Origin of the sequence: Corynebacterium singulare (assembly GCF_000833575.1) — a bacterium.
GTDB classification, from domain to species: Bacteria; Actinomycetota; Actinomycetes; order Mycobacteriales; family Mycobacteriaceae; genus Corynebacterium; species Corynebacterium singulare.
On record NZ_CP010827.1, the window covers coordinates 2,724,535 to 2,748,171 of the forward strand.

Consider the following 23,637-nt stretch of genomic DNA (forward strand, 5'->3'; position numbering starts at 1 on the left):
TAACTACCATTGTGACGCGCAACTCGCTAAACTTATTTTCCATGAGTGAAGAAAATAGTGAGTCCCCCGTTTCTTACGAGGATGCCCTTGAGGTCGCCCGCCAAATTCAGCCCGCGCTCAACAAGCTCATGCTGATTTTCCAGCGCACCACTGAGGGCACATCCCTAACCACGTCCCAAGTGTCTATCATGAACCAGCTCCGCATGCGCGGCCCCTCCCGTGTGAGCACCATCGCGCAAGCTGAGTTGATTCGCATGCCCACCGCCTCCAATGCTCTGTACCAATTGGAGCGACACGGTTTTGTGGAGCGCCACCGCGATGAAAAGGACCGCCGTGGTGTCCTCGTTGCTCTGACGCAACTCGGTGAGGCCGAGTTGACCATAGTCTCCCGCCAGCGTGCAGCCGCTTTGGCGGAGATTCTGCGCTGGCTCGAACCCGAGGACATCCAGGACGCTGACTCCCTGGTGAATCTCATATCCAAACTGGCCGATGTGTACCGCCCTATCATGGAAGGCAAATAGACCATAGATTATGGCCATATTCAGATTTTCTTTTTATGGCCGCCGGGGTCGATAATGGATAAAACTACCCCGAAACTTGTACTGAATGGCTAAGAAATCTTCACGCCCCGCGGAGGGGCAGACAACCTCAGAGGTTCCTCTCGATCCGATCCGCATCCTCGTGTCGTGGAGCCCTAGCTCTGCAGGCACCGAGGCTATCGATTTTGCCGCGTGGATCGCACGGTCCACACCGGTACAGATTCGCGTTGTCTCAACCATTTCGCAGCCGCTGACCGTCACCTCCTTGAGCAAACTCAACGGCTCCTACAAGAAGTGGTTTAAGAAGGAGCGCGCCGTCTGCGAGGAAGCTGTCCGCGACGTACTGGTTGCCGCGGGCGTCCACAAATCTCAATTGGATAAGAACGTCTCTGTTCTCGTAGCTGGGCCCTCCCGCCCGCAACTTCTGGAGGAGATGGCACAAGATTTTGGTGCCCATGTCATCTTGCTCGGCGCGAATCAGTCCGCACCGAAGGGCCGTTTCTTCTCCGGCTCCACTGCGGATGCCCTCCTCCATTACTCTCCGCTTCCCCTGGGGTTGAGCCCCCGCAGCGTCAAACTGTCCAAGCATGGCGTGACCCGCATCAACTTTGCCTTTACAGACCGCGGCTGCCACGAAGACTCCGCACTCCTCCACGCCGCCTGCATGGCGCAGCGCGGCGGCTTGCCTCTGCGCGTGCTGGCGTTTTCACCCGAGGGGCTTCTCGACGTCCCCCTGGACTACTCCCCTACCTTCCCCACCGACGCCCCCAATTGGCACGAGCATTCCTTGTCTTTGTTGGACCGCGCCCATGACCTCGTTGCGAAGCACTACCCCGACCTTGAGGTCACCACAGCGATTGGCAACGGCAATGGCTGGGCCGGCGCAGTGGATTCACTCAAGTGGAAGAAGGGCGATCTCCTCTGCCTAGGTTCTGCCCCGATGGGCCCCATCGCCCGCGTCTTCATCGGCAGCACCGCCACCGAACTTCTTCCCCATGTGCGCGTGCCGGTTCTCGTGTGCCCCACGGATCCGGAGACTGCCGCCTGAGCCACGCGTTAGACTGCACACCATGGCAGCTGAGCATCCTGAAAACGATCTGACCTCGGACGCGGACTACGCTAACCTGCGCCGCCCCGAACCACAGAGCTTCGACGAGCTTGCCGACGCCCCCGATCCCCTCGCCGTTGCCGAAGCCAACCGCCGCTCCACCCGCCAAGCCGTGTGGTTCATGGTGGTCATCCTCGCCGGTTCCGCGCTTTATGCGTTGATCCTTGCCGGCATCTTTAAGTTCACCGGCAGCACTACTGACTGCCATCCCGCGGTCTATGCCACGTGGCTGTGCACGAAGACTCAGCGCACTATCTTCGCCACCACCACAATGATCATCCCCTTCGCGGGCTTAATCGGCTGCGCGCTCATTATGGTGCGCAAGCTCAAGTCTTATGTGCGCTGGCGCGGCTGGATGGCCATCTTCTGGGTGATGGCCGGCAACTTCATGCTGTGGGGCATCAACGATATTCAGATCCTTCTGGCTCCTGAGCTCTAGCCCGCGCAACCTCCGCGCAGTCCTCACGCCCGCAGTGCTGGGTTTCTACGTGCTGGATGCAGTCATCACAGATGAGCACTTGCTGCCGGCAGGTGTCCTCGTTGATGCAGTTGTGGAAGGTGTTCGTCCCCTTCCCGCAGTGCACGCAGTGACCCAGCTGAATGAAGCCCGGATCCTCCAGGCCCTGGCCAAACTCGTGGTGCATGCGCTTGTCAAAGACGTACATGGAGCCTTCCCACAGCCCGTCGTTGCCGTACTTCTCGCCGTAGCGCACGATGCCACCATCAATCTGGTAGACCTCACTAAAGCCGCGGTTCTTCATCAACGAAGACAGGATCTCGCAGCGAATACCGCCGGTGCAGTAGGACACCACCGGCTTATCCTTCATCCAGTCGTACTTGCCGGATTCGAGCTCCGCGATGAAATCGTGCGTGGTCTTCACGTCCGGGACGACGGCATTTTTGAACTTGCCGATTTCCGCCTCCATGGCGTTGCGGCCGTCGAAGAAGACGACCTCATCGCCGCGCTCTTCCACCAGCTTGTTGACCTCTTCCGGCTTCAGGTGCACCCCGCCCCCGACGACTCCGTTCTCATCCACCTTGAGCTCGCCCGGCGCGCCGAAGGCCACGATCTCCTCGCGCACCTTGACCGAGAGGCGCGGGAAGTCCTCCGCCCTACCCTCGGACCACTTGAACTCCATCTTCTTGAAGCCCGGGTACTCGCGGGTCTCACGCACGTAGCGCTTGCAGGCGTCCATGTCGCCGCCCACAGTGCCGTTGATGCCGTGCTCCGAGATGAGGATGCGGCCTTTAAGCCCCAGCTTCTCGCACAGGGAACGCTGCCACAGCATGATGGCGGTGGGGTCCTCGATGGGAGTGAAGCAGTAGTAGAGGAGAATCTTGCCAATAGTCACGCTCGCAAGTCTAGGCCCCGCAAAGAGCAAAGCCCCAAACCCCCAGACCTGGAACCCGAAACATGCAGTTCAGCGTCGCCAAGCGCTTGCCGACGCCCCACCACCCACCAGGGCGGAATCAAGCGGTGGATGCGCCACGCTTGAATAGTTCGTTTAGTATTTCACGTGGGGTTGCGCCACCGAGGATTTGCCGGGGAGTTTCGTTGAGCTCGTTTTGCACCCACGCGACATGTTCGGGTGCGACGGTGGCAAAGTCGGTTCCTTTTTTGTAGAACCGGCGCCTGATCTCGCCGTTGGTGTTCTCGTTGGTTGGTCTCTGCCACGGTGAGTGCGGGTCGCAGAAGAAGACCTGGCAGCCGTCTTTGATCTGGACTTGTGCTGTGACAGCCATTTCCACCCCTTGGTCCCACGTGATGGTCTTTAGCTGCTCGATGTTGAGGTCTTTGACCATGTTCTGCAGGGTTGCGACCACGGTGTGTGAACTGTGCTCATCGGGAAGGCGCCCAAGCAGGGTGTAACGGCTGGTGCGCTCTACTAGGGTAATCAGCGCGCTTTTGCCACCTTTACCAATGACAAGATCGCCTTCCCAGTGCCCGGGGATAGTCCTGTCATCAGCCTCCGGGCTGCGGTGGGTAATCTCAGCACCTTTGATCCAAGGGCGACCAGTTAACACGCCAGCGTTTCGGGCACGACGTTTGCGGGTTACGCCGCCGCGGATAAGTACGTCTTTGGTCTTCATGACTTCTTCAAGCTCGGCGCGCAGGCTGCCTCTGCCTTGAATGTACAAGGCACTGTAAATCGCTTCGTGGGAAATACGCATGCTTTCATCATCGCTGAAAACATGCTCAAGCCATGCACTAATGCGCCCAGGGGACCACCTGCGGGCAAGGCAATCGACCACTACACCCCGAAGCGTTGGGCTTTCATCGAGCTTGCGTAGTTTTGGCCGCACCATCCGACCAGCAGTAGAAACAGCAGCGTTGTGGGCGTTATACCGCAACTGCTCTTCGCCGTCTTCACCGATAATCTTCCACCCATTACGGGTGATTTCACGGGCGACAACACTGTGGTGCCGATTGATTTTCTGCGCGATGGCACGTGCCGAATCACCGACACGACATCCCGCTTCAATAGCCATTCCGACCGCAAGGCCAAAGCCCAGGTGGAAACCGCGCAGGAGAGCAATCACCGCAACGGGTCGTACACCAAGACCGTCAATTCTGGCTACGGCGCGGTGGAAGTGACCGTGCCCAGGGATCGTGCCGGCACGTTTACTCCCCGGATGGTGCCCAAGGGCGCACGCCGGCTCACAGAACTCGACGACATGATCGTCTCGCTCTACGCCGGCGGGATGACAGTGCGCGATATCCAGCATCACCTCGCGACCACCCTTGGGGTGGATATGAGCCCGGATACGATCAGCACCATTACCGATGCGGTGTTAGACGAGGTCATGATCTGACAAAACCGCCAGCTCGACGAGTTTTACCCGGTGATCTTCCTCGACGCGCTACGCGTGAAAATCCGTGACGGCCACCACGTGGTCAACAAAGCCTGCTGTATGGCGGTTGGTGTCGACATGGACGGCATCAAGCACATCCTGGGATTGTGGATCGCCGACAATGAAGGCGCTGCATTCTGGGCATCGGTGTGCGCGGATCTGGCCAACCGCGGTGTCCAGGACGTGTTCATTGTGTGCTGCGACGGGCTCAAAGGCTTGCCGGAAGCCGTGGAGGCAACCTGGCCGAATTCCATGGTGCAGACCTGCATTGTGCACCTGATTCGGGCTACGAACCGGTGGGTGTCGTATCAGGACCGCAAAGGTGTCTCCCGGGCGCTGCGTGAGGTCTACACGGCCGCAAACGAGGACACCGCCCGTGCCGCCTTGGATGCGTTCGAAGCCAGTGAACTGGGCCGGAAATACCCGCAGTCGGTCAAAGTCTGGCGCGACGCTTGGGAGCGGTTCGTGCCGTTTCTGCAGTTTCCGCCGGCGGCACGCCGGGTGCTCTACACCACCAATTCAATCGAGTCGCTGAATGCTGAACTGCGTAAAGCTACCCGCAACAGGGGCCAATTCCCGAACGATACCGCGGCGCAGAAAACGCTGTGGCTGATGATCTGCAACATCGAACAAGCGTGCCGCCCAGCGAGCGAAGAAAGCAAAGCGCAACATTGAGTGCAACGGCTATATTGAAGGAGCGAAAGCCACCGGGTGGAAACAAGCCATCAACCAACTAGCCGTGGCTTACCCCGACCGATTCGCGGACTACTTGTAAACCACCCCCCGCACACAAACAATCGGACACCCTCTGCCCGGTATGCGCCTGCTCGCGCGCGCAAGCCGCACACTTGGCGAATACCTAGGCCGCGCCGGATGGCCGCCCTCGGACCGCGACGCTGCGGCTGGCGAGGGAGCGGACCAGGGTCAGACCGAGGAGAGCGCCCTTGCCTTGATCTGGTCGAACTCCTGCTGGGTAATCGCTCCCGAGTCGAGAAGGGCCTTCGCCGAGGCGATCTCATCGGTCGGGCTCGATCCGGCGGAGCCGCCGGCGACGGACTTGATGTACTCATCCTGCCGCTGCTGGAGCTCCTGGCGCGCCTCGACCGCGCGGTCGGTCATCCCCCGACCTCGAACAAGCAGGTACGCGAGCATTCCGATGAACGGCAGCGCGAGGATGAACACCACCCACAGCGCCTTCGCGAAGCCGCCGAGGTCCTTGCTGCGGAAGAGATCTCCGAAGATCCACCACAGGGACATGAACCATGCGAAGAAGATGAAGAACTCGAACATGGCGAGTAGGAATGAGCCGTTGTCGTCGAACATTTGCTGACTGCCTCCTGACTGGATGGACGCTGGCCGAGCGGTCCACGCGGACCCCAGCGCACGACGGTTAGGAACAAGGACGTGCCCGGGCCGTCGCCGAACCATGTTAGCAGCTTTTCCTCACCAAGCGTGGTAGCCGGGTTGCGACGCGCTGACCGAGTTGGGCTGGTGAAGACGGGCCTGGGACTCCACGATTCGTAGCGACCAAGCAACGGATCGAGAGGAGTCCCAGGTGAGTGTTGAGGCTACCGTCCTGCCCGCTGCGATGCTCGGCATCTCGGGGTTGGTGGTGCTTGCCGTCGGTGAGTACGGCGGTGAGCTGGAGCTGTTGGTGGAGACCTCCGAGTCGGTGACCGGGTGCCCGCGGTGCGGGGTGGTCGCGGTGGCCCACGGCCGGCGTGAGCATCTGGTGCGTGACATCCCCTCGGCGGGGCGGCCGGTGCTGCTGGTGTGGCGCAAGCGGCTGTGGCGGTGCGCCGAACCGGCGTGCCCGCAACGTACCCGGTCAGTACACCTAATAAAGCGACGTCAGTGAAGCCTGCGACCACGCCCTACCATGCCCTGTTTATCTAAAGCGGCGCTAGGAAATCCATCAACGGCCTGAGTTTTCAACGGTGCTGGCATAACAGTATCTTTACCCAGCTTCTTGCCTGTATCTGGCATAGACACCACCGCCTCATCAGGCGTTCTGCGGTGTCGCTGCCGGCGTAATTGCGCATACCGTTGCTTCCTTATCCACTCATACACGGTAGAAGGATGCACACCGACAGCATCAGCCACAGTCTGACAGCTCTCACCAGCAAGCACTCGCTCCACGGCCTGGGCACGCTCATCAGGTGACAAACGTGCGCGTCTAGGCCGCACTTCGATTACACCAGCTTTCTTCAACCTGCTGTGAAGCACGCCAGTCGATAATCCAACAGTCTGTGCTGCTTGATTGATCGACATACCTGCACGCACCAACCCAACAGCCTCACGGACAAACGGATCACGCAGACGACTCGCACGCCTGCCAGGAGGTTCGACACCTCTAACCCTCAACCAACCGTAAACCGTATCGGGACCCACACCCACATCACGCGCAACCAGACAAACTGCCTCGCCTGCCACCACGCGCTCAATAGCAACATCCTTAACATCCTTCGGAGTCCAACGCGTCACAACTACCTCCCGGTCGAAGTGGCGCATTCACCCCTTGACAGCACGCAGGGACTTTCGGGGTGCAGGTCTGGGGAAATGCGGGGCAGGGGCCTTGCCGGGTCTAGCGCTTCTGGTACAGCGCGCTCTTGCGAGCAAAGACCGGGTCGGAGGTCACGAGCACGCCCAGGTTGCGGAAGATGCCTTCATCCACCGAGCCCAGGATGGTGGTGGTGTGCACGTCGCAGCCCTCGAGCTCCTTGAGTGCGTCGAGCGCGCGGCGCGCGTTCTCGTCCTTCGCCGCCGAGACCGACAGGGCGATGAGCACCTCGTCGGTGTGCAGGCGCGGGTTCTGAGACCCCAGGTGCTTGGTCTTCAGAGTCTGAATCGGCTCGATGGACTCCGGGGACAGCAGGTGGAGGTCGTCGTCAATGCCCGCCAGGTGCTTCAAGGCGTTGAGCAGGGTGGCCGCGGAGCAGCCCAGCAGCGGGGAGGTGCGGCCGGTGATAATGGTGCCGTCGTGCAGCTGCAGCGCCGACGCCGGCCCCTCGGTCTCCTCCGCCTTCGCCCGCGCCGGCAGCACCACCGGGCGGTCGGTGGACTTGATGCCGGCCTTGGCCATGACCACGGCCGCGCGCTCGGACTGCGTGGAGTCCAGGCCGTTGCGGGCCTCCTCCACCAGCGCCTTGAAGTAACGGCGAATGATCTCCTGCTTGGACGCATCGCGGCACACGGCGTCATCAGTGATGCAGAAGCCCGCCATGTTGACGCCCATGTCCGTCGGGGACTGGTACGGCACCGTGCCGGTCAGGCGCTCCAGCAGGGACTTGAGCAGCGGGAAGGCCTCGACGTCGCGATTGTAGTTCACCGTGGACTCGCCGTGGGCGGAGAGGTGGAAGTGGTCGATAACGTTGGCATCGTTAAGGTCCACCGTCGCGGCCTCGTACGCCAGGTTCACCGGGTGATCCAGCGGGAGGTTCCAGATGGGGAAGGTCTCAAACTTGGCGTAGCCTGCCTGCACGCCGCGGACGTTCTCGTGGTAGACCTGCGACAACGCAGTGGCCAGCTTGCCGGAGCCCGGCCCCGGCGCGGTAACCACCACAAGGTCACGAGTGGTCTCCACGTAGTCGTTCTTGCCCAGCCCCTCTTCCGAGACAATGAGGTCGATGTTGGAGGGATAGCCCGGGATGACGCGGTGGCGCGCCACCTTAAGCCCCAGCCGCTCCAGGCGCTCAATGAACGCCTCGGCCTGGCTGTTGCCGTCCTCCAGCTGGGTCATGACGATGTTGTTGACCAAGAAGCCGCGGCCGCGGAAGACATCCACCAAGCGCAGCACGTCATCTTCATAAAGAATACCCAGGTCACCGCGCATCTTCTGACGCTCGATGTCCTTGGCGTTGATGCAGATCAGGATTTCCAGATCGTCCTTGATGCGCTCCAGCATGGCGATCTTGTTGTCCGGGGTGAATCCGGGGAGAACACGGGAGGCATGCATGTCATCAAAGAGCTTGCCGCCCATTTCCAGGTAGAGCTTGCCGCCGATCTCCTCCCGGCGGGCGTTGATGTGCTCCGACTGCAGTTCAATATATTTCTCACGGTCAAAACCGAGCGCGCGCCTCATAATGGGCCCTTCCGTCCAACGGGATAGTACTCATGAAGTCTACAGCAGCACCCCGACGTGGCCCGAACACCAAGGCCGCGTAAACTTTTCCCTATGCCTGAGGGACATGTCATTCACCGCCTCGCCCGCACGCTCAACGCCGACTTCCGCAGCGGCCCCCTGGCCGTGAGCAGCCCGCAGGGTAGGTTCGCCTCCGAAGCAGTGCTTGTCGACGGCTCCTCACTCACCCTCGCCGAGGCCTTTGGCAAACACCTCTTTATCCACTTCGACGCCGCGGATCCGCGCCACGTCATCTACATTCACTTAGGCCTCATTGGCTCGCTGCGCTTCGAACCCTCGGCGGATGTGTGGGGCCAGATTCGGCTTCGCCTGGATAACGGGAGCACCGCTGCCAACCTGCGCGGCCCGCAGTTCTGCACGCTCATCACGGAAGAGGAGTACCAGGCCAAGGTGGCGAAAGTGGGGCAGGATCCTCTGCGTGAGGATGCCGACTCGAATGCTCTGTGGGCCCGTGTGCATGCCTCACGACGCAGCATCGGCGCTCAGCTTATGGACCAAGGACTGTTCGCCGGTGTGGGAAATATCTATCGCGCCGAAACCCTCTTCCGCCAGGAGCTCTCTCCCTTTATCCCCGGCAACCAGCTGGACCGCGCAGAGTTCGACGCCATCTGGTCTGACCTGGTGGAACTTATGGACTACGGCGTGGAGCACGGCCGCATCGACACCGTCCGGGATGCCCACACGCCAGAGGCCATGGGCCGCGAGCCCCGCAAGGATGACCACGGCGGCGAGGTCTACGTCTACCGCCGCGCCGGGCAGCCCTGCCATGTGTGCGGCACGGAGATACAGGAGAAGGTCATGCAGGGCCGCAACCTCTTCTGGTGCCCCACCTGCCAACCCGCGCGCTAGGGTGGTCAGTTATGCGCCCTGCCTACACCGTTGCCACTGTTCGTGCTGCTGAAGAGCGGCTTCTAGCCCAGCAATCGGAGCCGGATCAGCTCATGCGGCTCGCCGCCGCAGCGGTGGCGGAGGCTGCCGACACCATGCTGGCCGCCCGCCCCGGCACGGTGCTCATCCTGGCCGGCCCAGGCGGCAACGGCGGCGATGGCCTCTACGCCGGTGCACTCTTGGCTGAGCGCGGCGTGGACGTTCACGCCCTAGTCCCCCAAGAGCACCACGACGCTGCACTGGATGCGTTCCTCGCTGCGGGTGGCACGGTCCTTCCTTCCGATGCCGCTCTGCCGACAGGCACCGCACTGCTTATCGACGCCATCGCCGGCCTCGGCTCCGCCCGCGGCCTCTCCGGCGCAGCCTTGTCCCTCTACCAGCAGGCCACCGCTGCCGACACCGCGGTCGTGGCCGTTGACATGCCCACCGGCGTCGATGCCGATACCGGAGTGTGCGCCGTGGATGCCGTCGAGGCAGATGTCACCGTCACCTTCGGTTTTCCCCGCCTGGGCCACGCGCTGGCCACTGAGTGCGGACAGGTCGTGGTCTCCAATCTCTTCCTGCCCGGCGCGCCTTCCTTCGCAGAAACCCTCGCGGACCTTGACGAACCCGCAGGCTACATCGCCCACGAGCCCACCCTTTCCTCCCCCTGGGAGTGGCAACCGGGTGAACTCGATCTTCCTGGTGGGCGTGCAACCCGCCCCTGGCCGGTCGGCTGCACCGGTCCCATTACAGATCCCACGCCCGGCGCGCGCTCTGATAAGTATTCCGGCGGCGTCGTCGCCCTGGCCGCCGGCAGCGACACCTATCCCGGCGCGGGCGTCCTCTGCGCCACCGCGGCGGTGCGTGCCACGCCGTCGATGGTGCGCTTCATCGGTGACAACACCATTACCTCGCTTCTCCCCGAGCTGGTCTGCCACCCAGACGTCCCCTCCTCCGGGCGCGCCCAGGCGTGGGTCGTGGGTCCCGGCCGCGGCACCGATTCGGCGGCGGCCACCGAACTGCGAAAGGTACTGGCACAAGGCCTGCCCACCGTTATCGATGCCGACGCCCTCACGCTCCTGGCCACCAACACCTCACTGCGCCAGCTCGTGGCCGCGCACCCGCTCACCATCCTCACCCCACACGAGGGCGAGTTCACCCGCCTGTACGAGGCCGCCTTCTCAGCTGCGCCATCCGCCGCGTGGGGTGAAGCTCTGCACCGACTTGCGGAGGAATTGAACAGCATCATCCTGCTCAAGGGCCGCCTGACCCGCGTCACCGCTCCGGATCAGCCAATCTATTCCTTCAACGCCGGCCATTCTTTTGCCGCGACCCCTGGCTCCGGCGACGTGCTCTCTGGGATCCTCGGCGCGGTCATCGCCCAGCTGTCTGCCGACACTCCTGTCGAGGTCATCACCGAGGTCCTCCACGCCGGGGCCATCCACGCACACGCGGCGGCCATCGCGGCTGAGACCCCCGACGGCCTCGCCCCCTGTTCGGCCTCCCAGATCGCCGCAGCCATCCCGCAAGCCATTGCGCGGCTCCTCAATGCGGAACGCTAGCGCGCTGAAAAGTACGTTTCGATCAAAAAAGAGTCCGAAAAACTTAGAGATCTAAGCCCCTATTTGATCGATCCGTAGTCCGAAGCCTTCACGGCGGTACGTTCTCGCACACAAGGGCTAAAAATTCGCGGTTTTGGGGAGACTATTTACGAAAACGTACCGTGGCCCGGCGCAGAATCCCGGAGGCGGTGCCGACGGACTTGCGCAGCAGTCCCCGAGTGCCCACGGCCGTGGTGCCGCGGCGCAGCGAGGTGTTTTCCCACGGCCATGTCATTGCGGCCCAAGCAGCCATGACGGCGAGGGTTTCCACCGCGATGTATCCGGGCCAGGGCCCGAACAGGTTGATGATGGAGGGGCTTCCCGGCGCGTGGTTGAGGAAGCCGTAGTTGCCGTCGGTCTTCGCGTTGACCGCCATCGCGATGGCCATCCACACGGGCGTGACTTTGACGGCGAAGCGGTATCCCTTCCAGGTGGGGCGGTAGCCCAGGCCAAAGGTAAGGCCTAGCGGCACGGCCAGGGCCACGATGTGGAAGAACCAATAGGTGGCAAAGCGCAGCCAGCGCGGAGAGAAGTAGTAGATGACGTCCGGGGTGATGATGGCCTGCGGGTTAAGGATGATGCCCCAGAAGTACGTCAGGGTCAGCGCGTGTTCATTGTCAGTAATAAGACCCAGCGCCAAGATGGGGCGCAGCACGTCGCACAAGTGCAGAGGCAGGGATTCCCGGATGTCGAACTGCTTCGGGTCCAAGGATACGACCGTCCACGCAGTACCGAGGACCAGCAGGGCCCAGCCCACCATCTGCCGGACAAACTTTTCGCGGCTTGTCCCTTTGACGCGGCGAGCGCCAACGATAAAGACGCCGCAGGCAGCGACGGTTATCGTCAGCATGAGCGCATGCAGCGGGGTCCATTGCTGCATGCGCTCATAATCGGTGGGGGTTACCCGTGGTCGGCGAGGTCGAAGCATATCGAAGTATTAATGTACTCCGCATTCGCCTATTTCGTGCGCCAAGGAGGAAAATTAGTTCCTTGAATTAATGACGGGGCTAGGCCGCAACCTCCGAGTAGGCGGAAACCTTGCCGTCTTTGACCTCGACGACGCGGTCGGCGTAGTCCAGCAGGCTACGGTCGTGGGTGATGAAGAGTGTTGCGGTGTCGAAGTCCTCGGTGACTCCGCGCAGCAGCTTGGCGATGTCCCGCGAGAGCTTGGAGTCCAGGGCGGAGGTGGGCTCGTCAGCCAGCAACACGGAAGGCTGGCCCATCAGAGCGCGGGCGATGTTGACGCGCTGGCGCTGACCACCAGACAGCTGGTTCATTCGGCGGTTACCAAAGTCCTTCAAGCCCACGAAGCTGAGCAGCTCATCAGCGCGGTCCTGGCGGGGCTTGCGGCCTTCCATGTGGTCGATGATGAGCAGCTGCTCACGTGCGGTGAGGGAAGCCAGAAGGTTGGCCTGCTGGAAGATGAGGCCGCGGGAACCGGTGTGCTCCACGGTGCCGGAATCCGGCTCGATAAGGCCGGCGGCTACGGAAAGTAGCGTGGACTTGCCGGAACCGGATTCGCCGATCACGGCGGTGAGCTCGCCGGGCCGCACATCCAGGCTCACGCCGTCGAGGGCGGTGATGCGGGATTGGCCGTCCGGGTAGGTGACCACGACGTCGCGAAGCGACAGGGCGGGAGAAGTAGTGCTAGTCATTAGGCGTTGCCTCCTAGGGCATCGAGCGGGTTGATCTTGCTAACGCGGCGGGTGGCCAGGAAGGCGCCGGCGATGCCGAGCAGCCAGATTCCCAGCGCGGGGACGATGACGGTCATTACGGAGACCTCGAAGGGCACGGTTCCCTGGGCGGCCAGGCCGAGTAGCCAGCCGACGAGAGCGCCCGCGCCGACACCGGCGGCCAGGATGATCGCGGCCTGGGCAATCGCGTCCTTGAGCAGGTACGTCACGCTCGCGCCGAGGGCCCGCAGGATGGACAGATCGCGGGTGCGCTGGATGGTCCAGATGCTCAGGAAGGCGATGGTGACCAGCGCGGAGATGCCGTAGAGGAAAGCCTGCATGGTGAGCAGGGAGCCACGCTCCGAGTTGTAGGCCGGCAGGCCTGACAGGGCCTTACCCATGGAGACGGAGGTCTCAGTCGGTTCCGCGCTCAACAGGGCAACACCGACCATGCCCTCGCGGGCGTGGGAGACCTTCTGCCAGGTGGCGGTGTCTACCCACACCACCGGGGAGTGGGAGTAGTACTCGTCCGGCACCGCTCCGCGCACCTCTAGGTCGACTCCACCGAGCGTTGCCTGGGAGGGGGCGTTCATCTCCTCATCGACGGACTCACTCAGGACCATGCCTCGGTCCGGGATGAGGGTGTCCGTACCGGGAATCTGGGTGCCAGCCGGCAGGCCGAAGACAGCTACGCCGCCTTGGCCATCGAGCTTGGTCTGGGTAGCGCCCAGCGGGATAGCGCCGTCGGTGACGTCTTCAGCGAAGATTTCCGATTCCGTAAAGGACGGGTCCTCCGCGGAGAAGGTCACGTTCGGTGTGTTTTCACCCAGTGCCTCCAGCGCAGAAGTATTTTGCTTGGACAGGCCTTGGGTAAGGCCGGACAGCATAACGAGCAACAACGTAATTAGAGCCACGACGCCGCCGATCAGGAAGAAACGACCGCGGGCGGTGACTATCTCTCTCAATGCAAGGAACATAGTATTCATACTGCTCATGCGCTCAGTGAAAGTAATCGGGCACCTAGTTGAACCTCCAATCAACCAGTTGGTTGATTCGGCCTCAACCGCTAAGGCGATAGGCTGGATCGGCGTGATGATGCGAAACAGCTTGTGGACCTTTGGCCTCCACGCCATGTTCGGATTCCTGCTGGTCTTCGGCGTGCTCCGCGCCTGGGCCGATGATCGCCTCGATGCCCGGGTTTTCGGCCTCGCGATTGCCCTCGCGGTGGTCTACGCCGGTTTCGTGCTCTACGCCGCCCGCAAGCCCGCCAAGCCCGTGCCCACCACGCTGTGGCTCGCCGCACTGTGCCTGCTGTGGATAGGCCTCATGGTGCATGCCCAAGACTTCATGTGGATGGAATTTCCGCTGGTCTTCGTCTTTGTCCATGCTCTTCCGTTCTGGCCCGGTATCCTCGCCAGCGCCATTTTGTGGGCTATCGCCGCTTTCATCCCCGCCTGGCTACATCCCCAAGCATGGACGGCGGCTGCCGCCATCGGACCCTTCATCGGCACGTGTTTCGCCGTGCTCGTCTACCATGCCGCGCGCAAGATTCAAGCGGAGGCGGTGCACCACGCGGCCGTCGCCAAGCAGCTGCGCGAAACCCAGGAGGAACTCGCCGCCACCGAGCACCAGGCCGGCCGCCTGGAGGAGCGCGAGCGCCTCTCCCGCGAGATTCACGACACCGTAGCTCAGGGCCTCTCCTCCATTGTGCTGCTCAGCCGCGCCGCCAAGAACACCCCGGACGCAGAAGAAAAGGCGGAGCAGCTGCGCCTCATTGAGAAGGTGGCTCAAGACAACCTCGCGGAAGCCCGCCGTTTTGTTAAAGAGCTCGCCTCCCCCGCCTCCTCTATCGATGAAGGCCTGCGCGCCCTCGTGGACGAGCTCCAGGCCCAAGCGAAGGGCCTGGGCCTGCACACGCAGTTCAGCCTCAAACTCACCGGACGTGGTGAAGTTCCCACCGAGCTCCACCATGTTATTCTGCGCTGTGCGCGCGAGGGCCTGACCAACGTGATGAAACATGCCGATGCCGACCGTGCGGTGGTCACGCTGGGAGCGTTCGCGGATGCGGTCACCTTGGACGTCGTTGACGACGGCCACGGAATCGATGGCCCGCGTGGTTTCGGCCTGACCGGCCTCGAGCAGCGTGTGCGCAGCGTTGGCGGCACCGTCCAGGTAGAATCCTCACCTGCCGGCACCGCGCTCGCGGTGCGAATCCCTACAGGAAGCAAGCGCAATGGTTAACGTGATGCTCATCGATGATCACCCCGTGGTCCGCGCCGGGCTGCGCTCAATCCTCAACACCTTTCACGACATTGAGGTGGTGCTGGAGGGCTCGGATGGCTCGGCTGTGGAGAAGCTGGCGCTTGGCGACGTCCCCCCGATCGACGTCGTCGTCTGCGATATCCAGATGCCGGATGTCGATGGCATCGCCGCTACTCGGCGCGTGCGTGAACTCGACGGCCCGCCGGTGCTCATCCTCACCACGTATGACACGCAGGCCGATATCCTCGCCGCAGTAGAAGCCGGCGCGATGGGCTACCTGCTCAAGGATGCTCCCGAGGAAGCCCTGCACACTGCCGTGCTCGATACCGCTGCGGGCAAGCGCACCCTAGCACCCGAGGTGACCAACCTCTTGGCGGAGCGTCTTGCCCAGCCGGAGACCGCCCTGTCCGCCCGTGAACTGGAGATTCTTCAATCGCTGGCGACGGGCCGTTCCAATAAACAGATTGCGCAGCAGCTCTTCATTTCTGAGGCCACCGTCAAGACTCACCTCATTCACGTCTATCAGAAGCTCGGGGTGGACACCCGCACTGCGGCCGTCTCCGCCGCCCGCGAGCGCAAACTCATTTAAGTAAAATGCACATCTACGATTGCGTGGTCGTCGGTGGTGGCCAATCAGGCCTAGCCACCGGCTATTACCTGCGCCGCAAGAAGCTCGACTTCCTCATCCTCGATGCCAACGACTCCCCCGGCGGCGCCTGGCAGCACGCGTGGGACTCTCTCACGCTCTTCAGCGATTCCGAGTCTTCGACCCTCCCCGGCTGGCCCATGCCGCACTATGACGGTTTCCCGCCGGCTACCCATGTGGTGGATTACCTCACGCGCTACGAGGAGCGCTACGGACTGCCCGTTCAGCATGGCGTTGAGGTCACCGCTGTGTTTCATGACGCCGCCTCCTTCCGCCTCACCACGAACCGCGGGGAGTTTCTCGCCCGCACCGTTGTCGCCGCCACGGGCACGTGGTCCGCACCGTTTATCCCCTTCTACCCCGGCGCGTTTGCTGGCCGCCAGTGGCACACCACGAACTACCCCGGCCCCGCACCGTTTCTCCCTGGCGCACAGCCCGATGCGAAGCGTGTCGCCGTCGTCGGCGCGGGCAACTCGGGGGCCCAAATCGCCGCCGAGCTTGCCTTGAAGGGCGTAGACACCACGTGGTTTACCACGCATCCGCCGCGGTGGATGCCGGATGACGTCGATGGCCGCGTGCTCTTTAGCCGCAACCGCCAGCGCATGCTTGCGCTGGCCAAGGGCGAACCCGATCCCGGACCGGAATCGGAACTGGGGGACATCGTCATGGTCCCGCCGGTGCTCAAGGCTCGGGATAGCGGCCTGCTGAGCTCCACGCCGATGTTTACCTCGCTCGATGAACTCACCGAGCAGGGATTTAGCGATCTCGTCTGGGCCACCGGTTTCCGCCCCGCTCTGCGCCCTTTCACCGGGCTGCTGGCAGAAGGAAAGCCCACGGTGGAAGGGTTCTTCCCCGTGGGCTATGGAACGTGGACCGGACCGGGCTCGGCCACCATTGCCGGTGTCTCGCCGTATGCGCGGCAGGTCGCGGCCGATATCGCAGAACTCGTTCGAGACCAGTCTGCCTAGCGGCTTAGAGCAGTATCGCTCCGATGAGTCCCACCACCGCCAGCGCAAGGACAAAACCTAAGCGGTGCAGAATCTGCTTCTGTTTCTCACGGCTCAGCCGCGCCATAAGCAGCGCGCCAAGAACACTTCCCACCGTGTTGTAGAGGAGATCATCGATATCGCTAAAACCTAGGCGGAAGACGTACTGGGCGCTCTCGATTCCCACGCTCACTGCCACACCGAGGAGCAGGGCACCGCCTAGGCCCCAGCGCACCCGACGAAGGGAACGCCCCATGACGTACACGGCCGCGCCGAAAGGCATGAAGAGAAGGATGTTGCCGAAGAGGTCGCTCCAGGCGCCGTACCACACCGAGGAGGTAGTGAAACCGCCGAAGAGGTGCAGGTTCACCCTGCGCACGGCATGGGCAGAACCGTCCACGACACCGGGGATATCCATGAAGGGTTTGCCGAGGGTGGCGAGGCCCACGGTGAGGAGGGCAAGGAGGGTGATGAGGAGGGCGTCGCGAAGCATGTGCCGATTCAGATCCGGCACGGGCGCGAGCCGGTTACGGGGATGACGAAGCTCTGTCGTGCTCATGGTGCTCACTGTAAAGGCACTTGCTGCCAAGTTCCTGGATCATTTTCTGCCAAAATGCTGCTTCACAGCACAGGTAGGATAGTGCGCATGAGCACACTGATTGTCACACGCACTGATTCCGGAGTATCCCACTCCTTCCAAGACGAACCGCTACTGGCAGAGGGCGATACGCTCGTTACCGTGCAGTACTCGTCCCTCAACTACAAGGACGCCATGGCCTTGGAGGGCAATAAGGGTGTTATGCGCATTGACCCGCTGGTTCCCGGCATTGACGTCGTGGGCACCGTGGAAGAGACCACGGATGAGCGTCTGAAGCAAGGCCAACTCGTCGCCGCGTTTGGTGACGGCTTGGGGGAATTCCGCCACGGCGGCTACACCACCCAGCAGCGCGTCAACGGTGAGGCCACCATCCCCGTGCCAGAGCGTTTCAGCGCTAGCGACGCCGCCGCGATTGGTACGGCCGGTTACACCGCGGCCATCTGCGTGAATCAGCTGCGCACCCACGGCACGACCGAGGGCCACATCCTCGTCACGGGCGCCACGGGTGGCGTGGGCTCCATCGCGGTGCAACTTCTCAAATCCGCAGGCTACGAGGTAACCGCGGTGACCGGCCGCGTTGATTCCCAGTCGGAGTACCTCACCACGCTGGGCGCGGACCACGTCCTCGACCGCGCAGCGCTCTCCGAGACCGGCCGTCCGCTGCAGAAGGCGCTGTACGACGGCGCCGTGGACACCGCCGGGTCCACCGTCCTGGCCAACGTCTTGGCCCAGGTACGCTGGGGCGGCGTGGTTGCCGCCACCGGCATGGCTGCAGGCCCAGACCTGCCGGCCTCGGTGCTGCCCTTTATCTTGCGCGGAATCGTCCTGGCCGGTGGCAATTCCGTGGATGCGCCGCGTGCGGTACGTGAGGCCGCGTGGCAGCTTCTCGACGATCACCTAGACCTCGACCTGCTGCGCTCCATCACGGAAACGGTGCAGCTGAAGGATGTTGCTGCAGCCGCCGAAGAGCTGCGCGCCGGATCCCGTCACGGGCGCACTGTCGTTGAGATCTAGTCCGCTTTAGTGGACGCGGTGGGACAAGGCCTCGTCATCAGTACCGGGAGCTGTGCCGAGCTCGCCCGTGGTGTCATCATCGCTGCGGGCCAGCCAGATGGAGGAGACCACCAACCCGCCCCAGATGACGACGACGAAGAGGATGAAAAGCAGGATTGCGCTCGTAGTCATTGTCGTTGTCCTTTCTTAGTAGTGGTTATTTCTCGCCCGAGACAGGCACAGCATTGTGGCTGACACGTGCAGTGGCAGTGTCTGCCGTCTGACCTGCAGAAAGCGGGTTCGGGGTGCCGGCCGGGCGGCCGCCGACCGGCACACCGTAGTCCGAGGTCTCCATGCCGTCTAGGTACTTGTTGCCGCGGAAGGCCACGAGCGGCATGAGGAAGCTGCCCAGGAGGATGATGCCCAGCACAGCCCACCCAAAGAGCCCAATCTGGCTGGAGGAGTATCCCTCGTATCCTTCCCTCGCGATGGTGATGATCTCGTTGACCAGGAAGTAGACCAGCAATAGCGGGGTAGCAATGAAGGCCAGGACCTGCCAGAATCCGCCGACCTTAAGGTGAGAGACTGCATTGAGGTGCTGCTGGATCTCGTTGCGGCGGCCGGTAATCCAGCCCACGACCACCAGTGCGCAGATGGAGCCGAAGACGATACCCAGGTTGTTGGTGAACTTATCCATGATGTCCAGCGTGACTAGGCCGGACGATGTGGAAAAGAGGAAGCAGGACACGACTGCCATGATGCTGCCGACGCTGATGGCAGACACTCGACGGGACACATCGAACTTATCGGCCACTGCGGAGACCACAACTTCCATGATGGAAATCAGCGAGGTCACGCCAGCGAGGAAGAGTGAGCCGAAGAAGAGGATGCCGAAGAGGCCACCGAAGGGCATGAGGTTGATAATGGTCGGGAAGGCGATGAACGCCAGACCGATACCGGAGGAGGCCACCTCATCCACTGCGACGCCCTGCTGGGCAGACATGTAGCCCAGGGTGGCAAAGACTCCAATACCTGCGAGAACCTCAAAGGAGGAGTTCGCGAACGCGGTCACCAGGCCAGTGTTGGTCAGGTTGGTGCGTGGTTTCAGGTAGGACGCGTAGGTGATCATGATGCCGAAGCCGATGGACAGGGAGAAGAAGATCTGACCGTAGGCCGCAATCCACACGGAAGGGTTACTCAACACCGACCAATCCGGGGTGAAGAAAGCGTTGAGACCCTCAGCCGCGCCGTCGAGGAAGAAGGCGCGGACGACCAAGACAATGAACATGACCGCCAGCACAGGTAGGAAGATGGAGGTCAGCTTGCCGATACCCTCGTTGATGCTTGTGGCCAGGGTCGCGATACAAATGATCCACACGACGATCATGACGCCGAGAATGGACGGGACCACGTTGCCCGAGTACGTCTTCTCCGGGTCCGACTGGAGGAAGTCACTCATGAAGTAGGTCGCCGTGTCCTCTCCCCACGCCTGGTTCACCGACTTGACGGTGTACAGGGCTGCCCAGGCGATAATCGCCGCGTAGTAGATGGCAATGAAGAAGTTCACGCCCACCTTGAACCACCCCACGCCTTCCCACGCTTTGCTGATTCGGCGGAAAGCCAGCGGCGCCGAGCCACGGAAGCGGTGGCCGATGGCCAGGTCGAACCAGAGAATCGGGATACCCGCAGTGAGCAGTGCCACCATGTACGGGATGAGGAAGGCACCACCGCCGTTGTCGTAGGCAACATACGGGAAGCGCCAAATATTACCGAGGCCGACGGCGGAGCCGATCGCGGCCATGAGGAAGACAAAACGCGTGTTGAATGTATCGCGCGTCGACTTGGTCTTTGTTGTGGTTGTTGAGGACATGAGAGCACCTTCTTGTAGAGCACATCCCGTCCGCATGAACCTGAAAGAGGAACCTTCAGCATCCACATGCGGACGAGTATTAGCGAGGAGTTTATACTACCTGCCAACCAATAGGTACCCTTTTTGAGAATTGTGTCTCATTTTTCGCCACCTTTAAGTTAGGTCGCTCTCCTGTCCCGTCTCTGGGATTACGAAACGATAACCCAACCCAGATTCTGTGAGCAGGTACCGTGGGTGGGCGGGGTCATCCTCCAGCTTGCGACGCAACTGAGAGGTGTAAATGCGCAGATAGTGCCCCTGCCCCTCGAAGCCAGGACCCCAGATCTCAGAAAGCAGGTCCTCCTTGCGCACCAAACCGCCGTGTGCACGAAGTAATGTGGTCAACACGCCCCACTCGGTGGGTGTCAGATGCAGCGGCTCGCCGCCTTTGGTGATGGAATGGCGTGGAACGTCAATCACGACGTCCCCGGCGCGGACCACAGCGGTCTCGGCGCGCCTCACGGGACTCTGCGGGCTGCCATGCCGCAGCGCCACTCGCACACGGGCCAAAAGCTCCTCCATAGAGAAGGGCTTGGTCACATAGTCGTCCGCGCCGCGGTCGAGAGCTGCGGCGCTAAACAGCGGATCGGAGCGCGCCGTCAGGATGATGACCGGTACCGCCGACCACCCGCGGATTCCTTCCAACACGACGGTGCCATCCATATCCGGCAACCCCATGTCCAAAATCACAACACCTGGCTGCTGCTGCGAAACCACTTGCAGTCCCTCTGCACCTGTACGCGCCTGGTAAACCTCGTAGCCACGAGCCTTGAAGTTTATGCTTAGAGTGTTAAGCAGGCGGGGGTCATCGTCCACTATGGCGATGCTGGTTTTCTTCGTCGTCATTTCTGTTCTCCTCCCGCGACGGGAAACCGCAAAATAAAGGTTGCGCCCGGGGTGGCAGCCACCTCGATGCTACCGCCCATGGCCTCTACAAAGCCTTGAACAACAGAAAGGCCAAGGCCTACACCGTTGTCGTTGCTGGTATCACCCAAACGCTGAAACGCTTGAAACAGTTCCTTCTGCTTCTCCGGTGGGATGCCCGGGCCCTCATCGACGACGATCAGTTCTACCTGTTCAGTGGTGGTCTGGGCGTTCAAGGTAACGTCGCCGGTTGGCGCATAGCGCAAGGAGTTATCGAAGAGATTGGCCAAGACGCGCTCCATGAGCGCCGTATCCGCGCAACACGTAACTCCGCGCACGCTAGGGTCGAGGTGAATGCGCCCAATTTGTTCTCGGGAATGTCCAAAGGCACAGGAAGCAATGGCGCGATTAGCCACGTCGGCCACCTCGACGATGTCTCGGCGGGCGGTTATGGCACCGGCTGTGAGCCGGGAGTAATCCAGCAAGTTGGTTACTAATCCGGTTAATTCCTCGATGCTCGCCGCAGTTTCTGCCAAAAGCATGTCCTGGTCTTCGGGAGTGAATTGGATGTCAGCGTTGCGCAACGAGGATACCGCCAACTTGGCCGTCGCCAGCGGGGTACGAAGGTCGTGGCTCACACTCGACAACAGCGCTCGGCGCAACTCATCAGCAGCGGCTATCGCATCTGCGCGCGCGGCTTCAGCAGAGAGCTTTTCGCGGCGAACAATACCCGCCAGATAGCCCGCTACCACGGTAACCAAACCTCGGTCACGAGCAGACAACGTGGGGCCCTCGAGACGCAGCTGAACCGTGCCATCTGCGCTCGCAACAACGGTGTCCACCGCCCGTTCATGGCGCACCTTTTCGGGAATATGAAGGTGTTTCGAGGTGCGTTCGGGGCTAGCTGCACGCCAGGTGGCAAGAACGTCACCGTTTTCATCAAGCAGCTCTGCTCTACGACAATTAAAAGCCTCCCCCACCTTGCGCATCACGGCATCTTTCGGGGAAGAATCCGCTCGGCGATTCAAGGCAGCGCGAGAAAACACTGTGAGCAACTCAGCATCGCGCGCAGCAATAGCTGCGTTCGCACGCTCAATCTTGGCGCGGCGCACGAGGATACCGACGGCCAGCGCAATAGCCACCATTACTACGGCGATCACGGCGTTAGCCGGATCAGCTATATCGAAGGTATGGATCGGCTCGGTGAAGAACCAGTTGACCGCTAGGCCGGAAGCAACTGCCACCACTACGGCCGGCCACAGGCCTCCCAGCAAACTGACAAGCAGGATGAGTGCAAAGTAGAACGCGGAACAGGTGCCTGTTCCCAAATCCTGGCCGTCCGCCTGCACCAACAGTGCAGTGAGCCCCACGAAAGCCAACGCTGAGCTGAGCCACGCAATGGCGCGCTGCGGGAAGGGACGGAAAGGATGCAGCATCCGTGTGAGCGGAAGTGGTTTTTCCGGGGGAAGGTTGACGATGTGACAGTCAATCGAGCCGGATTCACGCAGCACCGTTTCCGCCACCGTACCGTGCCAGTGCACGCCGAAGCGACGCCGCGGCGAGACTCCCACTACGAGCTGGGTGGCGTTGACACTCCGGGCAAAATTGAGCAGAGCTTCCGGGACGCTGTCCCCGGTAACCTGGTGCAGTCGTGCACCCACATCCTGGGCTAAGGACTGCAGCCGGGCGAGCTGTTGCGCTGATCCTCCCACCGAGGAGGAACGAGAGGTGAAGGAATCACCGAAAACAACGTGAACTACGTGCAATTCCGCCGAGGATTTTGTCGCGATGCGCCGCCCGCGGCGGATGAGGGTCTCTGCGTGCGCCACGTTTTGAATCGCCACAACCACCCGCTCACGTGCTTCCCACGTATCTGTGATTTTCTGGTCTAAGCGGTAAGTGATGAGGGCCTCATCAACCTGATCCGCTAACCACAACAAAGCTAGTTCGCGCAGCGCAGTAAGATTTCCCACACGGAAGTAGTTGTTGAGGGCAGGCTCAATACGTGCCTCGCGGTACACGTGGCCGTTGCTCAGACGGGTGCGCAGAAGCTGCGGGGAGACGTCGATAAGCTCAATCTCATCGGCAGCACGTACTACCTCGTCCGGCACCGTTTCCTGCGGCGCGATGCCCGTGATCTGCTTGATAACGTCGTTAAGACTCTCCAGATGCTGGATATTGAGAGTCGACATAACGCCTATTCCGGCCTCTAGAATCTGCTCAATGTCTTCCCACCGCTTCTCGTGAACCTCGTCTCGCGGATTAGAGTGAGCAAACTCATCGACGAGAACGATCTCCGGGCGCCGCTGGATAACCGCCGCGGTATCCATTTCACCCGCGGAAATGCCCTCGACAGTGCGCCTCGGAACAATCTCCAGCCCCTCGCACAGGGCCTTGGTGTACGCGCGCCCGTGGTCTTCCACTACCCCAACGACAACGTCGCGGCCTTGGTCGACCAGCGTGTGCGCTTCGCTGAGCATGGCGCAGGTTTTGCCCGCGCCGGGAGCGGCGCCCAACAGAATCTTTAGGGTGCCGCGCTTGACTCGCGTCGGGGGTGTTGTCGGTTCGGTCAACATTGCTTCATCTTATGAGCT

23 protein-coding genes and 3 pseudogenes are annotated in these 23,637 nt (G+C 61.8%); 11 read left to right on the forward strand and 15 right to left on the reverse strand.

The window, feature by feature from the left end:
* Positions 1-41: 41 nt before the first annotated feature.
* From CSING_RS12475 to CSING_RS12485, 3 genes are all read left to right on the forward strand, one after another.
* Positions 42-521, forward strand: a complete 480-nt coding sequence (locus tag CSING_RS12475; protein ID WP_042532799.1) for a MarR family winged helix-turn-helix transcriptional regulator — start codon at positions 42-44, stop codon at positions 519-521.
* 85 nt (positions 522-606) lie between these two features.
* The gene (locus CSING_RS12480; RefSeq protein WP_042532801.1) at positions 607-1,587 is read left to right on the forward strand and encodes a universal stress protein; all 981 of its coding nucleotides are present in this window, start codon (positions 607-609) and stop codon (positions 1,585-1,587) included.
* A 22-nt stretch (positions 1,588-1,609) separates the two neighbouring features.
* On the forward strand, positions 1,610-2,086 hold the full coding sequence (locus CSING_RS12485) for a membrane protein (protein WP_042532803.1): 477 nt from the start codon (positions 1,610-1,612) through the stop codon (positions 2,084-2,086).
* Here the strand turns inward: CSING_RS12485 and trhO are convergent.
* Positions 2,049-2,999, reverse strand: coding sequence for an oxygen-dependent tRNA uridine(34) hydroxylase TrhO (trhO, locus tag CSING_RS12490; RefSeq protein WP_042532805.1), 951 nt, complete (start codon positions 2,997-2,999; stop codon positions 2,049-2,051). The two genes, CSING_RS12485 and trhO, sit on opposite strands and share 38 nt — an antisense overlap.
* Before the next feature lie 118 nt (positions 3,000-3,117).
* Positions 3,118-4,188 carry an IS30 family transposase gene (locus CSING_RS13685; RefSeq protein ID WP_321969368.1) on the reverse strand — a complete coding sequence of 357 codons (1,071 nt, stop codon included), beginning with the start codon at positions 4,186-4,188 and terminating at the stop codon, positions 3,118-3,120.
* Between CSING_RS13685 and CSING_RS13425 the strand changes: the two are divergent.
* Positions 4,180-5,275 (forward strand): annotated as a pseudogene (locus CSING_RS13425) (IS256 family transposase); the annotation flags it as partial. The gene CSING_RS13685 and the pseudogene CSING_RS13425 overlap by 9 nt on opposite strands.
* Before the next feature lie 149 nt (positions 5,276-5,424).
* On the opposite strand, the gene CSING_RS12505 reads toward CSING_RS13425, so the two are convergent.
* Entirely contained in the window at positions 5,425-5,928 is a 504-nt protein-coding gene (locus CSING_RS12505; protein WP_012714870.1) for an SHOCT domain-containing protein, read from the reverse strand.
* A gap of 15 nt (positions 5,929-5,943) precedes the next feature.
* The gene (locus CSING_RS14115; RefSeq protein WP_236684081.1) at positions 5,944-6,243 is read right to left on the reverse strand and encodes a hypothetical protein; all 300 of its coding nucleotides are present in this window, start codon (positions 6,241-6,243) and stop codon (positions 5,944-5,946) included.
* Between CSING_RS14115 and CSING_RS14120 the strand changes: the two genes are divergently transcribed.
* Positions 6,233-6,358 (forward strand): hypothetical protein, encoded by a 126-nt coding sequence (locus CSING_RS14120; RefSeq protein ID WP_236684078.1) that lies wholly within the window; start codon positions 6,233-6,235, stop codon positions 6,356-6,358. The two genes, CSING_RS14115 and CSING_RS14120, sit on opposite strands and share 11 nt — an antisense overlap.
* Here the strand turns inward: CSING_RS14120 and CSING_RS14125 are convergent.
* The 3 genes and pseudogenes from CSING_RS14125 to CSING_RS12515 form a co-directional block, all read right to left on the reverse strand.
* Positions 6,358-6,542: pseudogene (locus CSING_RS14125) on the reverse strand (IS30 family transposase); the annotation flags it as partial. The gene CSING_RS14120 and the pseudogene CSING_RS14125 sit on opposite strands and share 1 nt — an antisense overlap.
* A gap of 37 nt (positions 6,543-6,579) precedes the next feature.
* Positions 6,580-7,011 (reverse strand): annotated as a pseudogene (locus CSING_RS14215) (hypothetical protein); the annotation flags it as partial.
* 73 nt (positions 7,012-7,084) lie between these two features.
* Positions 7,085-8,581 (reverse strand): DUF1846 domain-containing protein, encoded by a 1,497-nt coding sequence (locus CSING_RS12515; RefSeq protein ID WP_042532810.1) that lies wholly within the window; start codon positions 8,579-8,581, stop codon positions 7,085-7,087.
* A 93-nt stretch (positions 8,582-8,674) separates the two neighbouring features.
* Between CSING_RS12515 and CSING_RS12520 the strand changes: the two genes are divergently transcribed.
* Complete coding sequence (locus CSING_RS12520; RefSeq protein ID WP_042532812.1) at positions 8,675-9,490, forward strand: Fpg/Nei family DNA glycosylase; 816 nt, start codon at positions 8,675-8,677, stop codon at positions 9,488-9,490.
* Between the two features lie 11 nt (positions 9,491-9,501).
* Positions 9,502-11,073 carry an NAD(P)H-hydrate epimerase gene (locus CSING_RS12525; protein WP_042532813.1) on the forward strand — a complete coding sequence of 524 codons (1,572 nt, stop codon included), beginning with the start codon at positions 9,502-9,504 and terminating at the stop codon, positions 11,071-11,073.
* A 142-nt stretch (positions 11,074-11,215) separates the two neighbouring features.
* Here the strand turns inward: CSING_RS12525 and CSING_RS12530 are convergent, their stop codons facing one another.
* The 3 genes from CSING_RS12530 to CSING_RS12540 form a co-directional block, all read right to left on the reverse strand.
* Positions 11,216-11,992 (reverse strand): YwaF family protein, encoded by a 777-nt coding sequence (locus CSING_RS12530; protein WP_236683986.1) that lies wholly within the window; start codon positions 11,990-11,992, stop codon positions 11,216-11,218.
* Positions 11,993-12,119: 127 nt separating this feature from the next.
* Positions 12,120-12,767 carry an ABC transporter ATP-binding protein gene (locus tag CSING_RS12535; RefSeq protein ID WP_042532817.1) on the reverse strand — a complete coding sequence of 216 codons (648 nt, stop codon included), beginning with the start codon at positions 12,765-12,767 and terminating at the stop codon, positions 12,120-12,122.
* A complete protein-coding gene (locus CSING_RS12540; protein ID WP_042532819.1) occupies positions 12,767-13,762 on the reverse strand; it encodes an ABC transporter permease in 996 nt (331 codons plus the stop codon). The genes CSING_RS12535 and CSING_RS12540 overlap by 1 nt, the downstream gene beginning before the upstream one ends.
* 115 nt (positions 13,763-13,877) lie before the next feature.
* Here CSING_RS12540 and CSING_RS12545 point away from each other — a divergent pair, with 115 nt between their 5' ends.
* The 3 genes from CSING_RS12545 to CSING_RS12555 are packed head-to-tail and all read left to right on the forward strand — an operon-like array spanning position 13,878 to position 16,661.
* Positions 13,878-15,026 carry a sensor histidine kinase gene (locus CSING_RS12545; RefSeq protein WP_042533487.1) on the forward strand — a complete coding sequence of 383 codons (1,149 nt, stop codon included), beginning with the start codon at positions 13,878-13,880 and terminating at the stop codon, positions 15,024-15,026.
* On the forward strand, positions 15,019-15,636 hold the full coding sequence (locus CSING_RS12550; RefSeq protein WP_042532821.1) for a response regulator: 618 nt from the start codon (positions 15,019-15,021) through the stop codon (positions 15,634-15,636). Before CSING_RS12545 ends, CSING_RS12550 begins: the two co-directional genes overlap by 8 nt.
* A 5-nt stretch (positions 15,637-15,641) precedes the next feature.
* The gene (locus tag CSING_RS12555) at positions 15,642-16,661 is read left to right on the forward strand and encodes an NAD(P)-binding domain-containing protein (RefSeq protein WP_042532823.1); all 1,020 of its coding nucleotides are present in this window, start codon (positions 15,642-15,644) and stop codon (positions 16,659-16,661) included.
* Between the two features lie 4 nt (positions 16,662-16,665).
* Here the strand turns inward: CSING_RS12555 and CSING_RS12560 are convergent, their stop codons facing one another.
* Positions 16,666-17,238, reverse strand: a complete 573-nt coding sequence (locus CSING_RS12560; protein ID WP_042532826.1) for a VanZ family protein — start codon at positions 17,236-17,238, stop codon at positions 16,666-16,668.
* Between the two features lie 87 nt (positions 17,239-17,325).
* On the opposite strand from CSING_RS12560, the gene CSING_RS12565 reads away from it, so the two are divergent.
* The gene (locus tag CSING_RS12565) at positions 17,326-18,291 is read left to right on the forward strand and encodes an acrylyl-CoA reductase family protein (RefSeq protein ID WP_042532828.1); all 966 of its coding nucleotides are present in this window, start codon (positions 17,326-17,328) and stop codon (positions 18,289-18,291) included.
* Between the two features lie 6 nt (positions 18,292-18,297).
* Here the strand turns inward: CSING_RS12565 and metS are convergent, their stop codons facing one another.
* The 4 genes from metS to CSING_RS12585 form a co-directional block, all read right to left on the reverse strand.
* Positions 18,298-18,462, reverse strand: coding sequence for a methionine/alanine import NSS transporter subunit MetS (gene metS, locus CSING_RS12570; RefSeq protein WP_042532830.1), 165 nt, complete (start codon positions 18,460-18,462; stop codon positions 18,298-18,300).
* A gap of 25 nt (positions 18,463-18,487) precedes the next feature.
* Positions 18,488-20,140 (reverse strand): sodium-dependent transporter, encoded by a 1,653-nt coding sequence (locus tag CSING_RS12575; protein ID WP_042532832.1) that lies wholly within the window; start codon positions 20,138-20,140, stop codon positions 18,488-18,490.
* A 153-nt stretch (positions 20,141-20,293) separates the two neighbouring features.
* Complete coding sequence (locus CSING_RS12580; protein ID WP_042532834.1) at positions 20,294-21,025, reverse strand: response regulator; 732 nt, start codon at positions 21,023-21,025, stop codon at positions 20,294-20,296.
* On the reverse strand, positions 21,022-23,619 hold the full coding sequence (locus CSING_RS12585; RefSeq protein ID WP_042532836.1) for an ATP-binding protein: 2,598 nt from the start codon (positions 23,617-23,619) through the stop codon (positions 21,022-21,024). The genes CSING_RS12580 and CSING_RS12585 overlap by 4 nt, the downstream gene beginning before the upstream one ends.
* Positions 23,620-23,637: the final 18 nt, after the last annotated feature.